The sequence below is a fragment of the Microbulbifer regidiadema (SeqCode) genome (assembly GCF_052467605.1).
The window spans coordinates 19,340-37,213 of sequence record NZ_CP174315.1; the positions used below are offsets into that span (position 1 = coordinate 19,340).

The window sequence follows — 17,874 nt, forward strand, 5'->3', positions numbered from 1 at the left end:
TTAACAGTAGAACTAATATTCCATTGTCGATAATAGCCACTATGTTGTCATGGAAGATCTGCAACAACTGCTCATCAACCGGATGTACTCAACCGTTGTCACCGGTAAGGGCCTGGACGATATTCTGGCACCAATCGCCGAGAAATACCCGGATTTGCCCGTCACATTCCAGGTCCAATGCCTCACGCAAAACAACTACTATCACTTCTCGGCTCTCAACGTAGACAGTGCCTACAACGAGCTTATTGCTGAATTTATCCAGTTCAATCCTTTTCCTAAACTGCTTCAATCCGTTAGTTCTGATCAACTAGTTTACTCGGAACGCTTCCTGACCCAACAACAGCTGGAGCAGAACGAATTTTACAACAACGTCCTCAAAGGCCGGGACAACCTCAACCGCTCACGCGGGTTCCACCTACACAGACAAGGCTCTGATGTTGCACTCGCCGCAGTCACAATGCCCGCCCGCTTTCAGGGCACGGAAGACGAAGAACTCTGTAATCTGCTGGAACGAATTCAGCCGCACTATCAAAACGCCTTCTCCCTGTTTCTCAAACTGGAAGCAAAAAAGAGAAACGTAGACCAACACACATTCTGGCTGGAGCAGATCCCCTCCGCCGCCTTCATTCTGGACCACGGCTTCCACATAGCCCTCAGCAATCAAAAAGGCCGCACACTGCTGCAAAAGAGCCGGTTCCTTTACGCCGATAGAAGCAACAACCTCGCAACCAACCATCGGATGTACACCAACAATCTGGAGAACCTTCTCCTCCAATGCAGAACTCAAAAAGTCCCGGTTGGTCCCTTCCCTTTGGGATGTGAAACCCCAACTCAACCGCTGATTTCCTACGTTCCACTGACAGTGTTGGAACAAGACACCAACGACGTAGAACCCTTCTTGAAGAACTGGAGCCCGGTTCTCGCGGTCATCCTCGATCCAACCGACCATCCAGTTTCAAAGGAGATGCTTATTCAGAAAATCTGGGGTGCAACCAACCGCGAGGCAGACATCGCCCAAATGCTGATCCGAGGCTTTTCTCTGAAGGAAACCGCAAGCACCCTCAAAATGAGCTACAACACCGCCCGCAACCACATCGCGGGACTAACAAGCAAAGCAGACATGAAGTCACAAAGTGAGCTGATCTCCTCTCTTACCGCCACACTCTCCCGCATGCCTGAGACAGTAAGAGCCCCAGCCCCTACCGATTAGGCCGGCTCACTTCCTCATAAAACTGAGCCAGTGACGTGACATTGGCGCCAGTCTGATAAGGAGACGTCAAAGCACATTCAACAATCACAGTTCGCTTATCGACCTGAAGGGAAAAATCACTCGTCAACGGCCACAAGCTCCAGCTGTCCCGCAACGAGTTATAGCGCAGCGAGGTTCCGTAGAGCCCTCCATTCACAAGGAGATTGATCGAAATGCTGCGACGAAAATCATAGGGAACCGTTTCAAACTCAGATTGAGCGGGCAACAGACTGACATATCGGTGGGCTTTATTGAGAAACATCCATTGCTGTTTCTCCTCTGTGACATTGCGAAAAACACTCCGATAGATCGCCATACTGCCTCGCTACTGCTGCTGTTAAAACCGGTGCAATATGTGACCTGACGTCAGCCATAACTTAGCGTGATTAAGGTGTCTTTAGGTTAGTTAAGGAGCTTCAATCGCAGTTCATTTAATTTTACTCAACTGACCCTTTTGCGAGTGATTTGCTCTTGCAATATTTCACTGCACTAGGCCAAAGTGAGGTTCATTTTCTAATTTCAATAAGAATCCGAAGTTTTTAGGGAGCGCTCCAATGCCAACCATCAATCGTCTTGCGGAAATGCACGATGAAATCACCGCATGGCGCCGTGATTTTCATGAGTATCCTGAAGTCCTTTATGAAACTCATCGCACAGCAGCAAAAGTAGCCGAGATCCTGCAAGAGATCGGCGTTGATGAAGTTACTACAGGTGTTGGCCGTACGGGCGTAGTCGGCGTTATCAAAGGCCGCAACGGCGGCGCAGGCAAATCCATCGCCCTGCGTGCTGATATGGATGCGCTTCCTATGTCCGAAGAAACCGGCAAAGAGTACACCTCCAAAAACGAAGGTGCCATGCACGCCTGTGGTCATGACGGGCACACCGCAATGCTGCTTGGTACTGCAAAATACCTTGCCGAAACCCGCAACTTCGACGGCACAGTTATCCTCGTGTTCCAGCCGGCTGAAGAAGGCGGCGCTGGCGCAAAAGCAATGATGGACGACGGCCTGTTCACCCGCTGGAATGTCGATGAGATCTACGGCCTGCACAACCAGCCTGGCACTCCAATCGACCACTTTGCAACCCGCTCAGGCCCGCTGATGGCGTCAACCGACGAGTTCACCATCACCGTAAAAGGCATCGGCGGCCACGCAGCGTATCCGCACAACACAATCGACCCTGTTGTCGTTGGCTCTCAGATCGTCTCCGCCCTGCAGTCCATCGCTTCCCGTAACGTTGGCCCTCTGCAGTCCATCGTGATCTCTGTAACCTTCTTCCAGGCAGGTACCGCCTACAACATCATCCCTGATACAGCGAAACTCGGCGGCACTATCCGCACGCTCAATCAGGATGTCCGCAAACAGGCTGCTGAGCGTGTCAAACAGGTTGTCGAAGGCGTATGTGCAGCAAACGGTGCTGGCGTGAACTTCGAGTTCAACGATGGTTACCCATCTACCTCAAACCATCCGGAACAGACCAAGTTCGCAACCCAGATTGCAGCCGAAATCGCAGGCAGCGCGGATAAGGTGGACGAGAACATCGAACCAACCATGGGCGGCGAAGACTTCGCTTACTATCTGGAAGAAAAGCCAGGCGCGTTCATCTTCCTCGGCAACGGCGATACCGCAGGGCTGCACCATCCGAAATATGACTTCAACGACGAAGCCATTCCATATGGTTGTTCCTATTTTATTAAACTGGTTGAAACCGCAATGCCTGCAACTTAAAATGCACATTGCAATTTATGGGGCCTCGGATTTATCCGAGGCTTCTCTATATTAAAAATATTCAGGCCATTACCGTGCAGATATCCAAGCAAGCTATTGAAGTCGCTCACAAACGAATTCAGAAGTACATCCGCAAAACACCATCTATTGTAAGCGGTAACGGTACCTTCGGCCTGAAATACTCCATCTCTTTGAAGCTCGAGCATCTGCAACACTCAGGCTCATTCAAAGCCCGTGGAGCATTCAACTCATTACTAAACAACACAATCCCGGAGGCTGGCATCGCCGCAGCATCCGGTGGCAACCATGGTGCCGCAGTAGCATGTGCCGCCCACGCTCTTGGATTGAAAGCCAAGATCTTCGTGCCTGAGATCTCCAATCCGGCCAAGATCGACAAAATCCGCAGCTTCGGGGCTGACGTTCACGTTGAAGGCGCAGCATACGCAGATGCGGCAGCCCTGTGTTCAGAATACCAGCAGCAAACTGGCGCAATCGACATCCACCCATACGACGCTGTTGACACCATCAACGGTCAAGGAACCGTCGCACTGGAATGGGCTGAGCAAAGCCCGGATCTCGACACCATCCTCGTGGCTGTCGGTGGCGGCGGCCTTGCGGCAGGTGTTGCAAGCTACTACGCCAACAGCCCAACCAAAATCGTCGCCGTCGAACCTTATGGCTCCTGCTCCATGCACGCAGCGCTCAAAGCTGGCGAACCGGTAGACGTCAAACTCGATAGCATCGCAGCAAACGCTCTTGGCGCAAAACGGTGCGGCACCTTCCCGTTTGAAGTTGCGCAGAGCCACATCGCAGAATCCATTCTGGTCGAAGACGACGCCATCCTGGCAGCGCAACGCCGCCTCTGGAGAGAGATGCAGCTCGTCGTTGAACCGGGTGGTGCAACTGCCCTCGCAGCTTTGATCTCCGGCGTCTACAAACCAGCAGAAGGCGAGCGCATCGGCGTGCTGCTCTGCGGTGGCAACGCTGAGCTCCTTCAGGTCAACAACACCCTGTCTGGCCGATAAAAGAAAAGCGGTACCACCGTCAGATGGTACCGCTCTCAAAAATTCCTTAAAGAACCTTGCGCAGGAAGCTGCGGGTTCTTGGGTCATCCGGGCTGGTGAAGATCTTCTCAGGCGGCCCTTGTTCAACAATACGCCCGCTTTCCATAAACAGAACGCGATCTGCAATCTCTTTTGCAAACGCCATCTCGTGTGTCACGATCAGCATGGTCTGGTGAGCCTGCGCAACCCGCGTCAGCAACTGCAGCACCTCATCCACCCATTCAGGATCCAGTGCAGAAGTCGGCTCATCCACCAGCATCAACTCAGAGTTTTTGTTGTGCATCTACTTCGTCGGTTGTCCGCAAAGCGGTGTTTAACCTTCTCGCAAAGGCAGAAAGTAGTCGTTTTCGCATTTATCGTGAAACGCTTTCGCGTTTTTCGTCGCTTTTCACTCAGCCGGTTCCGCAATAATTGATCTGCGGTCAGGATCTCGCTGAACAGCGCGACCGCAAGGGCATTGGTTTCGTCAGTCATGGTACGGGTCTCGATCAGGGCCCGTCAAAGGGACGGACATGTGTCAGCGAGGGTACGCGTCGGCGCGCCTCTGTCACAGAACTATCATCCAGATCGAAAAAGTGAATGCCGGTCTCGGTCCCTGCGTCGATCAGCACCTCTCCCCAAGGGGCGACAACCATGCTGTGGCCATAGGTATAACGCGTCTTTCCACGCGTCATGGGATGCTCGCCGGTTTGCGCAGGCGCAATCACCCAACACCCGTTTTCTATGGCCCGGGCACACAGCAACGATTGCCCAATGCGCAGCACCCGTGACCGGAGAAAACACCGCCGGAACCGTCAAAATGCGCGCACCAGCCCGTGCCAGCGCCGATGAAGATGCGGAAAGCGCAGGTCGTAGCAGATTGTCATTCCGACCTTGCCGAAGTCCGTATCAGCCACAACGGCCCTGGTTCCGGGCCGATAGTTTGCTGATTCGCGGAATGTCTCAATTCGGTGACCTGCACATCAAACATATAAATCTTGTCATACCGCGCCACGATCTCACCCTGCGGGTTGATCATAAACGATCGGTTGGCAAGTCTTCCGTCGGCGTCATGAGTTTTGATCCCCAAAGAGCCGATCAACAGCCAGACGCCCAGCGCGGCGGCCTGCTCACGCAGGCCAGCCAGAAAGATGTCGTCTTCTTCGTGTTGAAGAACTTCACGCTGCTGCGTCGTGCTGGTCGAGACGCAATTGGTAACCTCGGGCGTCAGGATAAACCGAGCGCCCTGACGGCGGCATCGGCCATCATGGCGCGCACAGCTTCGAGATTTTCGGCCGGGTCGTCCGACGAGGTGATCTGCAGCAGTGCTGTTTTCATCAGGCCGCCAAAAGACCGTCCAGTCTACCCTGACGATCCAGATCATACAGATCGTCACAGCCACCTACATGTGTCTCACCCACGAAAATCTGGGGAACAGTGCGCTTTCCACCGGCACGCTTGATCGTTTCGGGTTTGCGTTTGGGATGCAAAAGCACGTCGATCTCTTTGAACTCGACACCCTTCTGTTTCAACAGACGCTTGGCCGCATGACAGTATCCGCACAAAGGCGAGGTATAGATTTCTACCGGTTTCATATTCCGTTCCTTGGGTTTCGCGCAATCCTGAGCGAATTAGGCATCCTTGGCAACGCGTGCCAGTACCAACACGAAAATATGATTTGCGCCTGATGCAAGGCAGGCGCGCGCGCAGGCCGACAATGTCGCGCCCGACGTCATGACGTCATCCACCAACACTACGTCCCGGCCTGCCAGATGGTGACCACGTTTCGGATGTACGGATATTGCATTCATAAGCACCTCAGTTCGCTCTGCTGCAGTCTTGCCATCCAGCACTGGGGTACGCAGTTTACGAACCAGCAGATCGGGACACACAGGCAGACCGGTTTCGCGCCCGAGGTTCTGCGCCAGCAGAGCTGACTGGTTGTAGCGACGTTTAATCAGCCGCGACCAATGGAGCGGTACAGGTGCAATGAGCATATCTGGCGCAATAATTTCGCGCCCTGCATGCGCCATCCAACGCGCAGCGGGTCGAGCCAACTCCGGCCGATCCCCGTGCTCAATGCCAAGACCAAGGACCGGGCCTTTCCCTCATACAACAGGGCTGCCCGCCCATCACGCCAGGGCCGAGGCACATCCATACAATCATCGCATTCAATCCGATGATCGTCCGTATCCCCGGGCAACGGGGTTCCGCAGCTTTCGCAAACCACTCCGCCGATAAAAGGCGTATCACGCCGACAAGAGCCGCAAAGTCCGAAATCGGACTCCGTCGATTCGATGTTATGTTATGTCATCTTACTTCGTTCAGTGAGCAACTCCTATTTTAACCAACTAGGCACAGCGAGTCTTGGTTGTTTTCGCATTTATCGTGAAACGCTTTCGCGTTTTTCGTGCGCCGCTTCAGTGGCAACAGACGGCTCCGGTCGGCTGGCGATTGATGAAGACAGTATGCAGGCGCTTTATTGTGAGCGCTGGAGCGTTGCTGATGTGCAGGACCACAAAGTCCCTGAACGGCTGATTGATCTGGTTTCAACCGCTGCCTTCTGGCTTGCAGAAGGCACACACTCCGTGCTGCAGAACACCTCCGCAAAAGCACTTACAGCCGCCTCTTAGTGCTGAAAAGAACAGAGCTTTCTGACGTGAAACACTAATCTGATCACAACAGTTAAATAAATCCGAGCAGCACGACTTGGATGCCTCAAGTAAGGCGGGGGAGCGATGCGCCAGTTATTAGATGAACTTCTGAACGAGATCGGTCGAAGAATTGGCCTTGATGGCCTGTCTTTGAATGAAGACAACACGCTTCTGCTTGGGCTCGAGAAAGAACTCTTCATGACGGTACAGTGGCGCGAGGACACGCAGACCCTGCTGTTTAACGCGGTCGTGAACACGCAGCCGTGCGATGACCCGGCAAAGCTGAAAGCGCTGATGCAGACGAACTGCGTGCTGACGCTTGGCCATGGCATGAGCTTCAACATTGATCCGGCCTCAGATCGTATCAACCTGTCTCAGGTGGTCGACATTGCCGACAAATCTTCTTTCACACTGCAGGAAAAGCTGGAGCAGTTCATCAGTACATCTGCCTCCTGGCATGAGCGTCTGAGCAGCTCAGCCCCTCTCGAGATGGACTGGCAACACTCTGCGCCTGCAACAACAGAACATTCTTTTGAAACATTGGGTATGAGAGTATGACCAATATTAGCCTCGCACATTTTCAAAGTGCTGCCGAAAGTGCAGCAATTAGCGGCAATCTGAACCAGAAGCTGACTGTGACAGATGATGGAGCTTTGCAAACCCGTGAAGCAAGCTCCACGCTCGCTGGAAAGTTGGTGTCCTGGCACAATCTCAGCTCCTCTGAGGACACTCAAAAAGCTCAGGATCAAGGCGCATTTCGCACAGCCCTGCAAGACAAGTTTGGCAAAGAGCTGGGCGAACAGGCCTACAAACATGCCTGCACCGCATGCGGTTACACCGATGGCAAGGCCCACAGCCTGACGGCAAAGCAGATTTCTGCAGGTATCGATTTTGCTGTGCTCCAGAAGCATGAAGCTGAAGTGCAGAACAAAAGCATCATTAAATACTTTGAGCAAAACCCGGAGCAATTATCGAGTGTTGGATTGGCCCGTGTAAATGGTAGCAAGAATGAGATCAGCAAATTGATTGCGAACAGGACATCTCAGGACTTTGATAACAACGTACATGGCAAGGTAGAACACGAGCTTGCGGGCGCATTTAAGCAGAACCTCAGAGAAAACATGAGTGTCACCGAATTAGCGAAGGTGTTGGACTTTGTGAAAAGTTATGATCCAGTCCTCGATAATCTGCCTGCGCTGAATGAATTACCAGAAATGGTGCAAGACACAGTAAAGTTTTCCAGGATGATTGCTGAGAAGGCAGATGTAAATAAGATGCAACCTTCAAACCTTGCGATCGTGTTTGGCCCTAACGTCGTAAAAGATGATAGTTTAGCTCCCTCGGAGCAATTTGGTCTCATTCAGGCTGGAAACAAGTTCTTCACCGCGTTGGTCGAGCGCGAACTGCCTGACGATTACTATTTGCGCATACCGAAAAACGATTAAACAAAAAAAGGCCGCTGAGTAGAACACTCAGCGGCCTTTTTGCATATCTCAGGCTGGATTAGTTGCTTAGTTTTTCAGCCATGATCTGGATGGTTTTGACGTACACGCCCGCGCGGTTCCAGGAGCGGATCACTTCATAGTTTGGTGTGCCCGGTCCCCATGGTTGGCCTGGCTGCCAGCCGTAGGACATGAGGAAGTGCGCGGTGGATGCCAGTGTATCCGCTGTGTTGTACAGCAGGTCGCGTTTGCCGTCGCCACTGTAGTCAATCGCGAACTTGATGTAAGAGGAAGCGAGGAACTGGGTCTGGCCAAGTTCGCCTGCCCAAGCACCCTTCATTTCGCTTGGCTGCAAGTCGCCTTTCTGGACGATCAGCAGTGCATGATACAGCTCGTTGCGGAAGAAATCTGCGCGGCGGCAGTCATAGGCCAGCGTTGCCAGTGCGCGAATTGTGTTCATCTTACCAATGCCACGACCGTAGCCTGTTTCAAGGCCCCAGATAGCGGTGATGATTTCACGCGGAACACCAAATTCATTCTCGATGCGAGTGAAGAGCGCGTTGTGCTTCTTCATCAACTTGCGGCCTTTGTTGATCAGCGCATTGTTGACGCGAAGCTTGTAGAATTCTTCGAAGCTGAGTTTGAAGGATTTCTGATTGCGATCGTAGCCAATGACCTTGCGGTTATACGTAATTCCGCTTAGTGACTTGTTAATAGTTGCCTTGGAGATCCCCTGGGATTGCAGCGTATTTTTGTAGGATGCGAGCCAGCGGTCAAACCCTGCTCCAGTATCCCCACAGGTCGCTGCCTGGGCTGATGATACGCCTACAACTAACAGACCAGCGCCAAGTAATAGCCCGGCTTTTCTAGTTTTGACCTTTACAGTCTCAATAAATGATTCGAACACCCCAAACTCCTGCGTGATCACTAAGCAATTTTGATGGTTCTAACGAACAATATTAGCCAAATTGGCGGATAACTGAAAAATTTTGCAGTCCTAATATATTTATTCGCATTTTAACCTTGATCCTAACACCGGCATGTGTCCAACTAAAGGCCGTACACAGAACTGTTTTCAACATGCCTGATCGTTTTGGACAACCTATAGGCGCATAATTAAGGACAAGCTAACACTTAGCTGGACTTACGCAGGGGAAGGTATGCACTTAGACGCTAACCTCAATGAGGTGAGTCTCCAGGTTGGGAACTTGTGGTGAAAACAGACTTGGCGACCGGGCAACGTGAAGGTTTCCCATTGGGATATAACGGAGGAATGGGTATGAAATCCATCAAAACCATCGCTGCAACCGCAGTATTGGCAGCAGCAATGAGCACAACTGCTATGGCAGCGGACTTTAAACCTGCAGTTATCTTTGACATGGGCGGTAAGTTCGACAAGTCATTCAACGAAGCTGCTTACAATGGTGCTGAGGCTTTCAAGGCTGAAACCGGTATCGAATATCGCGAATTTGAGATCTCCAACGCTTCCCAGCGTGAGCAGGCTCTTCGCAACTTTGCTCGCCGCGGCATGAACCCAATCGTCGCAATGGGCTTCGCACAGGCAGCTCCAGTTGAAAAAGTTGCTAAAGAATTCCCAGATGTAAACTTTGCAATCATCGACTCCGTTGTTGATCTGCCAAACGTTCGCTCTGTTGTCTTTAAAGAGCAGGAAGGTTCTTACCTCGTAGGTATGATGGCAATGCTCGCTTCCCAGACCGGCAAGATCGGTTTCGTGGGCGGCATGGACATCCCGCTGATCTCCAAGTTCTCCTGTGGTTACAAGCAGGGCGCACTGACCACCAACAAAGACGGTGAAGTGTTCGCTAACATGACTGGTACTACTCCAGCTGCATGGAACGACCCAGTTAAAGGCGGTGAGCTTGCTAAGTCTCACTTCGCACGTGGCGCAGACGTTATCTTCGCTGCTGCTGGCGGCACTGGTCTTGGTGTTCTTCAGGCTGCTGTTGATGAAGACAAGAAGTTCATCGGCGTTGACTCCAACCAGAACCACCTGGCTCCAGGCAAAGTGCTGACCTCCATGGTTAAGCGCGTTGACGTTGCTGTTGCAAACGCATTCATGGATGCGAAAGAAGGCAAGTTCACCACCGGCATCCAGTCTCTTGGTCTGGCTGAAGATGGTGTTGGCTACGCAATGGACGAAAACAACGCTCCACTGGTTAGCGAAGAGATGAAAGCAGCTGTTGAAGCAGCTCGCGCAGACATCATCGCAGGCAAAATCACCGTTCATGACTACATGAGCGACATGTCCTGCCCATACTAAGATCTCTTAGTATGCTGTCTTAGGTCAGATTTCGGCCCCTGCCTGAACCTCAGGCGGGGGCTTTTTTATTGCCTAGCCGACCATTGGACGTGGTGTCTGATTGCTGCCCAGTTGATCGATGGAGTCTTTCAGCAGGGAAATAGCATCCTCAAAATGAGCATCCTGCGCGATGGTTGAAAGACTGATGCGCAGTGCGTTGGTATCTGTGCGAGGTGCAGCCTGAAAATGGCGATGGGATAGCACTTCAACCCCGCGCAGAAGCGCAGCCTGCTCCACCAACTCTGCATTTTGCTGCTCCGGCAACTGCATCCATGTAAACAGCTTTTCTTCACCACCTTGCAGAGTCGCTGCCGGGAACATCGCCTTCAGGGCATGGTAGCGTCGCTTCAGAAGATCCCGCTTTATTTGCAGTGTTGCTTGCAGCTCTCCACCCATGATCCATCTGGAAACGATCTCCACGTTGAGCGGAGAGGCCATCCATGTGCTTTCGCCAATGGCGTTTGCAAAGGCTGTTTTGACGTTGTTTGGAACATGGATATAGCCGGTCCGAAGACCTGCGGACATAACCTTGGACGGTGAACCAATCAGCACGGTGCGTTCTGATAGCAATTCCAGAAAACTCTCCTGCTTTTGTGAAATGAAAGGCGTGTAGGGATCGTCTTCAATGACGGTGAGATTATGCCTCTCAATGACGGTGGCCAGCCTTTGTCGCTCTTTGCTGGTCATTGTGTGGGTGGTCGGGTTCTGAGCGTTCGGAATGAGGAAGACGCCGCGAACATCGTGTTTACTGCAAGCATCCTCCAATGCATCGGCGGACATTGCCCCCATATGCCCGTTTGCATCACGCTCTGCATCGATGGGTACAATCTGAAGCCCAAGAGCTGGCAGGACAGACAGTATGGGTGGGTAGATCATTGCATCAACTGCGATGGCATCTCCGCGGTTGAACATGGCTTGCAGAGCGATCTGAATGCCGTGCTGAGCGCCACATGTGACGAGCGTTTGGCTGGGTCTGGCGGGTGCACCATAAAACTCAGAGAGGAAGTGTGCACCAATCTCACGATGCTGCGGCGTGCCCTCTGACGGACCATACTCGTTGAGCGAGTTGACGAGCGGATCTTCGCTCAGTTCTCGCAGCATGCTGCCCAGATCCGGGTTCAGGTGAGCCATCCCCAAATTGCGAGCAAGATCATAGCTCTGGATGCCTTCTGTGTTGGGCATCAGGCTCAGCGGAGAGTGCGTGCTGTTGGTTTTGGCGATATACGTACCCCTGCCCGTTTCACCGCGCACCAGCTTCCTGCGTTCAGCCTCAGCATAGGCGCGAGTGATTGTCCCAAGCGTCACACCAAGCTGGTAAGCCAGCTCGCGTTGCGGCGGTAGGCGATCACCTTCCACAAGGCGACCTGTCTGGATATCGTGTTCCAAAGCCGTTGCAATGCTTAGGTATTTTGGGGAGGTGAGCTTGTTTGGGTCGGGCTTCCACATTGTATTCATAACAATAAAGCAATTGATAGATACGATCGATACAATAACTTAGCACGCTGTGTAGATTGTATCAATTGACTGGAATGACAATATGGATTGGGCATCACTCAGCGCCTTTGCGATTTTTGTAGCCATTATGACCGGCACACCGGGACCGGGAAACCTGACCTTCATGGCAATTGGCGCCAGCGCCGGTTATCGCACCGCCTTTCCGGTTATTGTTGCGGCAGAAATCGGTAGCCTTGTGCTGAACCTATGTGTGGCCTTTGGGTTGGGGCAGCTGATGGCACGCGGTGGCCCGTTGGTTACATTCTTCAAGTTCGCGTCTATGGCTTACATGACTTATCTGGCATGGCGCATCGTGCAGCTGAACATCAAGCCGAAGGGCGAAGTCAGCTTGCCAACCTTCTGGGAAGGTTTGCTTATTCACCCGCTTAGCCCGAAAACGTGGGCGATGAGCCTTGTGGCGTTTACAAGCTTTTTTGCAGCAAATGGTATGGGGCTTTATGAAAACGCCGCGATCCTGACCGCCGGGTTCCTGATTGGCGGCATGATCTCTCACAGCATGTGGGCGATGGTTGGGGTTTCAATTCTGAAGGTGATCGGAGAAGGAACCTTGATGCGCGGCATTACGATTGCCATGGCTGTTGCGATGCTTGCAGCCACAGCATGGTCTTTGCTTCTTTGATGATATCACTGGTAGCGATGGTTTTGCCCTGTACTTCGTTCGCCATTATGTCATCTTCGTTCCGGTTCTGTTCCGCCAGCGATTTAACCAACTGGGCGCGATTATTGCGTTATTTTCGCGTTTCTCGTGAAACGCTTTCGCGTTTTTCGTGCGCCGCTTCATGCAGCGTGGCATCACTCTACCAAAGTCCGCCGAGGCTCAGGGAAAAGCCTCCGACATCCGCTGGGATAAGGCCGTCTGCCGCTTCTGCGGTACTGGCTGTTCACTACCTTGTCTGGTGTGAAGGATCATAGCATTGTGGCAACGCAGGGCGATCCTGATGCGCCTGTAAACCGTGGCCTGAACTTGCGTCAAAGGCTATTTCCTTTCCAGTCGTCCTGGTCAGGATCGCCTGAGAACACCTCTTATTGCGTAAGACTGGGTCCGTTTACGACGAGAATCGGTAGCCCGACCTGTTGCCTGGGATGAAGCCTTCACCGTTATGTCTGGCAAGTTCAAGGACGCGATCAAGAGACTGGTCCGTCTGCGGTTGGTATGTTTGGCTCTGGTCAGTGGACCATCTGGGAAGGTTATGCTGCCTCCAAGTTTATGAAGGCAGGTCTGCGTTCCAATAACATAGGATCCAAATGCGCGCCACTGTATGGCGTCTGCTGTGGCAGCGTTTATCCCGTTACATTCGGTATTGATGAGCCAATGGGCTGCTATGATGATCTGGAGCTAGCTGACACATTCGTGCTGTGGGGCGCGAACATGGCAGAGGATCACCTCAATTTTACCTGTTTACTTGGTTCGGTTATCCAGAAGGACTGGGTTTTAACCAGAACGACTTCCATACTCGTGTGAGTTTTCGCATTTATCGTGAAACGCTTTCGCGTTTTTCGTGCGCCGCTTCATTCGGGCAGGAGGAAGACGCGGCAGACGTTCTCTCCGTGATGATGATCGATTGGCTCTATGAGGAAGAGGCCGCGCAGGAACTCGCTTTCAACAGCGCGTTTGGCTACATCAATGACCCGGATGGCGTTGAAGAAGTGGCATGGTGGGATCTGCATGGCCCAGACCAGCAGCGCTATTACAACCACATTTGCCTGTTCTACGGTGCTGATCCAGAAAAGCGCGAGGATCTGGCCTATGATCTTGGTCTGCCAGAAGACCGCGCGCAGATGTGCCCGGTGGAGTATGAGCAAGCCGCTAACAGCTGGGGTGCCGTGTTTGACGAAATGTCCCCGGAATCCGGTGTCCCGCTGGTCTTCCAAAAGGGAAGCGGCAAAGAGGCCGAGCTGATCAATCAGGTGCTTTCTGATGAAGTCAAAAACCTTGAGCAGGATATGTCTTTGCCGAGTGAAGTGATCGTGAAGGTCGACAGCTGCGGAGAGCCCAACGCGTTTTATGATCCGGAAGAAGCGTCCATCATCTTCTGCACCGAGTTCATCCCGCATCTGAGATCACTCTATCAGGCGAACCTTGAGAACTGATCTGAAGCATTTGCTGGGGTTTACAGCTTAAGCCCCAGCTTACTGATCCAACTGCGGCGCATATCGCGAAGCACCCATTTCAGCTTATCGCTTGGGATGAAGTACCCGCCAATGCCTGAGGAAAACAGCAGGTCAAAGGTGTGCTCGGTAGACTTGTGCAGCGCTTGCTCAACCTGCGCTTCGTCCCCCTTCGGCTTGATGGGGATCATCATGCAGATGGTGTCCGGCTCCTGCTCTATCACCTCCACACGCACATCCTCTGGGAACGTGTAACCCGTTGTTTCTGAGAGGGTTCCTTTCGGATCTTCGATCAACCGCTGACGATAATCAGGGTCATTGATCATCCGCCGATAATCCTGCTCTGCAAAGTCACTGTTGTCCTGCTGGCTCATGCGTCCCCCTTCCCTTTTGCGATGGAGGCGCGAATGCCGAGCAGCTTGACCTTGTTGTAAACCGAAGACAGCCAGACAAACATATCCCCGCTGGACCACAGATCCATCTGGTTCAGATCCAGCGTCGCATTCAGCTCATCCTCCGGCTTTGCGGGTGGAATGGTCAGATACAGAGTGATCCTCACGCTGCTGGATGATCCGGACTTTAACAGCAGGATCAACCTCCACGCCCAACTGCTTCAGCGCAGCCCCGGCATCCCTCTCCGCCAGCTCCGCAAACGCCGGATCCTCCCACATCCGCCGGGTCAGCAACAACTCAAAGTCCCTCTCCATCACCGCTCATCCTTGATACCGGGAACAAGATAAAAGCCAGTCTAGGGGATGGGGCTTAAGTCTTTATGCCCGCGAGGTTTGCGTCAGATAGCACGGCCTCAATCACCGCTTTGGCGGCCTTCTGCTCCTCTGGGATGTTGTCTTGTTTGGCGTAATAGAGGGTGCGGATGGCTTTCCAGAGGGTCCAGCCCATGGCGCGGTGCCAGGTAGGTTGGTCCATATCGACCATGGTTTTGAAAAGCTCGCGATTTGCGCCAGAGAAGAACTTCCAGGTGATAACTAAGTCGCACGCGGGATCGCCAATGGTGCATAAGCCGAAATCGATGACTGCACTGAGGCGGCCATTCCGTATGAGGATGTTCCCGGTTGAAAGGTCGCCTTGCACCCAGACGGCGGGTTTTGTCCATTTGGACTGAAGGGCCCGCTCCCAGATCATCAGCGCGGCTTTGGCATCGATCTCGTCCGTCACGCCAGCAAGGCAAAAACGGGTCTCTTCGTCATAAACGCTCAGATCACCACCGCGGTGGAAGTTATGGTCTCCCGCGATCGGCCCGCCAGTCGTATCCGCTGCCCAGAGCGCATGCAGATAGTTTGCCAGGTCTTTGGCAAACACGTTCATGTCGCTGATGGTGTCAGCGGAAACCGTTTCGCCCTCAATCCAGCGATAAACAGACCACGGCCGCGGATAATCTGCTGAGGGTTTACCGAGAGCGACTGGCTCAGGAATGACTACGGGCAGCTGATTTGCCAGCTTCGGCAGCCACTTAAACTCCTTCTCAACCTGCGGAACATAACCCGCTGCATTTGGCAGACGCACTTTCAGCTTATCGCCAAGGCGGAGTGTTTTGTTGTCCCAGCCCTCGTTCTCAACGCATCTGAGAGGCAGGTCCTTCCATTCAGGGAACTGCTCATCAAGCATTTTCCACACCACTTCTGGTGCTATAACCAAACGGTCATCACTCATTGAAACTCGCAATCACACTTAAAAATCAGCAATAAAAAAGGCGCGGTTGAGACCGCACCTTGACTTAAGCAGAACTGAGTGAGCTTGCGAAGGGAAAGCCTCAAAGCCGAGGCAATCCCTCAAAACCTGTCGCTCGAAAGAGACACTAGGCCACGAACATCAGGTAGAGGCCGAAGAGCGCCGTGATGGCTCCGAGCGCGCGCAGGAACATGCGGCCGCTGTTCCACTCGGTCAATGAACCAAGCCCGATGCCGGCCAGACCCAGCGCGAACGTGGAAACGGAGAAGCCGAGCGCGTAAATCAGCAGGCTGCTCGCATTGGCCTCAACAGCGTGGGCTGCGCCGTGGAACACCGCAAACACGCCAACAATCAGCGCGCCCACGACCACAGGCAGCTTCAGAGCAAAGGCCACAAGCAAGCCAACCACGATGACAGAAGCCAGAATGCCGGTCTCAACATATGGCACAACAACGCCCATGTAGCGCGCCCAGAACGCCATGAACATGACGAGCGTGAACACCAGTGGCCAGATCAGGCGCTTCTGGTGCAGCACCAGCGCGGCCCAGACACCAACGCCAACCATGGTGAGGATATGGTCCAGCCCGCCAAGCGGATGCCACAGACCGTGAAGGAAATCCGCTTTGGCTTGTGCCGTAGAAAATGCGGCAGCCTGAGCGGGCAAAGCAATCAACATCAATACTGCCAGAAGACCTGTCAAACCGGCAGTTTCTCTCAATTTCATCAGTGCAATATCCAATATTGGGCGCGCAGCAGCACGCGCAGTCCATGTCGTCAGTTAGGGTGCAGGGTGACCGCACAAGGTGACGCCAAACTGACTTGTTTTCCGCAGGCAAGCAATCAAACCGCGTTCTTTTGAGAAAATCACGCCAGATTGCCTGTAGAAAACACCATTGGGAAATAAGAGAGGGAAGGCACCTGCAAAAAAGGGAGCCCGGAGGCCCCCTTTACCGCTTGGTTTAGTGGGTCATCAAAACCGGGATCTTCATATCATGCAGCACCTTGCGCGTTGCCCCTCCAAACAGGTACTGGGCGAGACGGCTGTGACCATAGCCGCCCATCACCAGCATGTCGGCCTTGAGGCGATCAACGGTGCTGAGCAGCGCTTCTGACACGGAACCGGAGACATTGCTCATCACTTCCAGATGAATGTTGACGCCGTGGCGCTCGAAGTAATTGCGGATATCCGTGAGTTCTGAGTGCTTTGGCTCGTCGTGCGGGGTGATCATCACAACGGATACGGTGTCTGCCGCCTGCAGCATGGACATGGAGGCATGCGCTGCGTTGGAGGCGGGACCGGATCCATCCCACGCCACAGCGATGTTCTTGGGTGCGAACGCTTTTTCATATGCATGCGGCACAATAAGTGTCGCGACACCGGTATCAAACACCATCGCCTCAATCATGGCAGAGCGCATGGGTTCCGGCTTGGCGGGATCGTCCTGACGGATCACGGTGACGTCGCTCAAACGGCCCAGATGCATCAGCTCTTCAAACGTGCCACCCAGAGTGATGTTGGTGGTGCGGGTTTCGCCTTCCACGCCGGAGCCGTCAAAGTGTTTTGCAAAGCCTTCCAATGACTTATTGAGCAACTCAGCAGACTGTTCCTGCAAGCGCTGCTCATAGTCAGGTGGCATCGGCCCTGCCGTGCACAGGTAGTAGGAGGTCTCGTAGTTTGGGACCACACCAATCAGATAGGCATCTGTCAGCTTGGAGAGTTCAACGGCAACGCGGGCTGCGACCTGATCGCCAGTTGTGTCGGTAAGGGTGACGACTGTTTTGATAGACATATCTGAACCTCCAATTGACTCACTTCATGAAGCGCAGAATGCGAAAAGCTCCCACCTGTCGGTCGAGTTGCCTGAAATGCCCTTCCCGCCTCATACTGTGATAGTTGGACGCAAACAAAGACAAGTAAATTGGGTGCTATACTTAGCTCATACCGAATTATTATAACCCTACGTACGTATTATAACCTTAAGTCAATCTATGGTAGACATAATACCTCAAAACAAAATCGCAATGATTACATTTTGAATATTTGAAGATGAGCGCCATACATTCGCCATACAGAGCAAAGCACTCGCGGGTACTCAACACAATCGACATAAATTGAAATTTATCTA

At 52.9% G+C, this 17,874-nt stretch carries 22 protein-coding genes and 2 pseudogenes; 10 read left to right on the forward strand and 14 right to left on the reverse strand.

Annotation, left to right across the window (positions count from 1 at the left end; translation table 11 throughout):
* The first annotated feature begins 49 nt into the window (after positions 1 to 49).
* On the forward strand, positions 50 to 1,210 hold the full coding sequence (locus ACJJIF_RS00130; RefSeq protein ID WP_444928400.1) for a helix-turn-helix transcriptional regulator: 1,161 nt from the start codon (positions 50 to 52) through the stop codon (positions 1,208 to 1,210).
* Here ACJJIF_RS00130 and ACJJIF_RS00135 read toward each other — a convergent pair.
* On the reverse strand, positions 1,200 to 1,565 hold the full coding sequence (locus ACJJIF_RS00135; protein WP_444928401.1) for a hypothetical protein: 366 nt from the start codon (positions 1,563 to 1,565) through the stop codon (positions 1,200 to 1,202). The two genes, ACJJIF_RS00130 and ACJJIF_RS00135, sit on opposite strands and share 11 nt — an antisense overlap.
* 238 nt (positions 1,566 to 1,803) lie before the next feature.
* Here ACJJIF_RS00135 and ACJJIF_RS00140 point away from each other — a divergent pair, with 238 nt between their 5' ends.
* Together ACJJIF_RS00140 and ACJJIF_RS00145 are read left to right on the forward strand one after the other, a co-directional pair.
* A complete protein-coding gene (locus ACJJIF_RS00140) occupies positions 1,804 to 2,976 on the forward strand; it encodes a M20 aminoacylase family protein (RefSeq protein ID WP_444928402.1) in 1,173 nt (390 codons plus the stop codon).
* A 74-nt stretch (positions 2,977 to 3,050) separates the two neighbouring features.
* The gene (locus tag ACJJIF_RS00145; RefSeq protein ID WP_444928432.1) at positions 3,051 to 4,001 is read left to right on the forward strand and encodes a threonine/serine dehydratase; all 951 of its coding nucleotides are present in this window, start codon (positions 3,051 to 3,053) and stop codon (positions 3,999 to 4,001) included.
* 46 nt (positions 4,002 to 4,047) lie between these two features.
* On the opposite strand, the pseudogene ACJJIF_RS00150 reads toward ACJJIF_RS00145, so the two are convergent.
* From ACJJIF_RS00150 to ACJJIF_RS00175, 6 genes and pseudogenes are all read right to left on the reverse strand, one after another.
* Positions 4,048 to 4,311: pseudogene (locus ACJJIF_RS00150) on the reverse strand (ATP-binding cassette domain-containing protein); the annotation flags it as partial.
* 217 nt (positions 4,312 to 4,528) lie between these two features.
* A pseudogene (locus ACJJIF_RS00155) lies at positions 4,529 to 4,936 on the reverse strand (nitrilase-related carbon-nitrogen hydrolase).
* A complete protein-coding gene (locus ACJJIF_RS00160) occupies positions 4,903 to 5,403 on the reverse strand; it encodes a nitrilase-related carbon-nitrogen hydrolase (protein ID WP_444928403.1) in 501 nt (166 codons plus the stop codon). The pseudogene ACJJIF_RS00155 and the gene ACJJIF_RS00160 overlap by 34 nt, the downstream one beginning before the upstream one ends.
* Positions 5,357 to 5,614 (reverse strand): glutaredoxin 3, encoded by a 258-nt coding sequence (grxC, locus tag ACJJIF_RS00165; RefSeq protein WP_444928404.1) that lies wholly within the window; start codon positions 5,612 to 5,614, stop codon positions 5,357 to 5,359. The genes ACJJIF_RS00160 and grxC overlap by 47 nt, the downstream gene beginning before the upstream one ends.
* 36 nt (positions 5,615 to 5,650) lie before the next feature.
* Positions 5,651 to 6,016 (reverse strand): ComF family protein, encoded by a 366-nt coding sequence (locus ACJJIF_RS00170; protein ID WP_444928405.1) that lies wholly within the window; start codon positions 6,014 to 6,016, stop codon positions 5,651 to 5,653.
* Positions 5,977 to 6,318 carry a double zinc ribbon domain-containing protein gene (locus tag ACJJIF_RS00175; RefSeq protein ID WP_444928433.1) on the reverse strand — a complete coding sequence of 114 codons (342 nt, stop codon included), beginning with the start codon at positions 6,316 to 6,318 and terminating at the stop codon, positions 5,977 to 5,979. Before ACJJIF_RS00175 ends, ACJJIF_RS00170 begins: the two co-directional genes overlap by 40 nt.
* Positions 6,319 to 6,346: 28 nt before the next feature.
* On the opposite strand from ACJJIF_RS00175, the gene ACJJIF_RS00180 reads away from it, so the two are divergent.
* From ACJJIF_RS00180 to ACJJIF_RS00190, 3 genes are all read left to right on the forward strand, one after another.
* Entirely contained in the window at positions 6,347 to 6,652 is a 306-nt protein-coding gene (locus ACJJIF_RS00180; RefSeq protein WP_444928406.1) for a hypothetical protein, read from the forward strand.
* A gap of 105 nt (positions 6,653 to 6,757) precedes the next feature.
* Entirely contained in the window at positions 6,758 to 7,231 is a 474-nt protein-coding gene (locus ACJJIF_RS00185; protein WP_352934381.1) for a type III secretion system chaperone, read from the forward strand.
* Complete coding sequence (locus ACJJIF_RS00190; protein WP_444928407.1) at positions 7,228 to 8,118, forward strand: Rho GTPase-activating protein; 891 nt, start codon at positions 7,228 to 7,230, stop codon at positions 8,116 to 8,118. Before ACJJIF_RS00185 ends, ACJJIF_RS00190 begins: the two co-directional genes overlap by 4 nt.
* Before the next feature lie 58 nt (positions 8,119 to 8,176).
* Here ACJJIF_RS00190 and ACJJIF_RS00195 read toward each other — a convergent pair whose 3' ends face one another.
* Complete coding sequence (locus tag ACJJIF_RS00195; protein ID WP_008552726.1) at positions 8,177 to 9,043, reverse strand: lytic murein transglycosylase; 867 nt, start codon at positions 9,041 to 9,043, stop codon at positions 8,177 to 8,179.
* Positions 9,044 to 9,394: 351 nt separating this feature from the next.
* Here ACJJIF_RS00195 and ACJJIF_RS00200 point away from each other — a divergent pair, with 351 nt between their 5' ends.
* Positions 9,395 to 10,396 carry a BMP family lipoprotein gene (locus ACJJIF_RS00200; protein ID WP_008552761.1) on the forward strand — a complete coding sequence of 334 codons (1,002 nt, stop codon included), beginning with the start codon at positions 9,395 to 9,397 and terminating at the stop codon, positions 10,394 to 10,396.
* Positions 10,397 to 10,468: 72 nt separating this feature from the next.
* Here ACJJIF_RS00200 and ACJJIF_RS00205 read toward each other — a convergent pair whose 3' ends face one another.
* Complete coding sequence (locus ACJJIF_RS00205; protein ID WP_444928408.1) at positions 10,469 to 11,890, reverse strand: aminotransferase-like domain-containing protein; 1,422 nt, start codon at positions 11,888 to 11,890, stop codon at positions 10,469 to 10,471.
* Positions 11,891 to 11,972: 82 nt separating this feature from the next.
* Here ACJJIF_RS00205 and ACJJIF_RS00210 point away from each other — a divergent pair, with 82 nt between their 5' ends.
* From ACJJIF_RS00210 to ACJJIF_RS00220, 3 genes are all read left to right on the forward strand, one after another.
* Positions 11,973 to 12,569 carry a LysE family translocator gene (locus ACJJIF_RS00210; RefSeq protein ID WP_008552745.1) on the forward strand — a complete coding sequence of 199 codons (597 nt, stop codon included), beginning with the start codon at positions 11,973 to 11,975 and terminating at the stop codon, positions 12,567 to 12,569.
* Between the two features lie 534 nt (positions 12,570 to 13,103).
* Positions 13,104 to 13,412: a hypothetical protein gene (locus ACJJIF_RS00215; protein WP_444928409.1), complete on the forward strand. Its 309-nt coding sequence runs from the start codon at positions 13,104 to 13,106 to the stop codon at positions 13,410 to 13,412.
* Complete coding sequence (locus ACJJIF_RS00220; RefSeq protein WP_444928410.1) at positions 13,307 to 14,041, forward strand: DUF4344 domain-containing metallopeptidase; 735 nt, start codon at positions 13,307 to 13,309, stop codon at positions 14,039 to 14,041. The genes ACJJIF_RS00215 and ACJJIF_RS00220 overlap by 106 nt, the downstream gene beginning before the upstream one ends.
* 20 nt (positions 14,042 to 14,061) lie before the next feature.
* On the opposite strand, the gene ACJJIF_RS00225 is transcribed toward ACJJIF_RS00220, so the two are convergent.
* The 5 genes from ACJJIF_RS00225 to ACJJIF_RS00245 form a co-directional block, all read right to left on the reverse strand.
* Complete coding sequence (locus tag ACJJIF_RS00225; protein ID WP_444928411.1) at positions 14,062 to 14,433, reverse strand: nitrile hydratase subunit alpha; 372 nt, start codon at positions 14,431 to 14,433, stop codon at positions 14,062 to 14,064.
* Complete coding sequence (locus ACJJIF_RS00230) at positions 14,430 to 14,618, reverse strand: hypothetical protein (protein ID WP_444928412.1); 189 nt, start codon at positions 14,616 to 14,618, stop codon at positions 14,430 to 14,432. Before ACJJIF_RS00230 ends, ACJJIF_RS00225 begins: the two co-directional genes overlap by 4 nt.
* A 203-nt stretch (positions 14,619 to 14,821) precedes the next feature.
* Positions 14,822 to 15,730: an aminoglycoside phosphotransferase family protein gene (locus tag ACJJIF_RS00235; RefSeq protein WP_444928413.1), complete on the reverse strand. Its 909-nt coding sequence runs from the start codon at positions 15,728 to 15,730 to the stop codon at positions 14,822 to 14,824.
* 145 nt (positions 15,731 to 15,875) lie between these two features.
* A complete protein-coding gene (locus ACJJIF_RS00240) occupies positions 15,876 to 16,472 on the reverse strand; it encodes a HupE/UreJ family protein (RefSeq protein WP_051125985.1) in 597 nt (198 codons plus the stop codon).
* Between the two features lie 235 nt (positions 16,473 to 16,707).
* The gene (locus tag ACJJIF_RS00245) at positions 16,708 to 17,538 is read right to left on the reverse strand and encodes a universal stress protein (RefSeq protein WP_444928414.1); all 831 of its coding nucleotides are present in this window, start codon (positions 17,536 to 17,538) and stop codon (positions 16,708 to 16,710) included.
* Positions 17,539 to 17,874 lie beyond the last annotated feature (336 nt).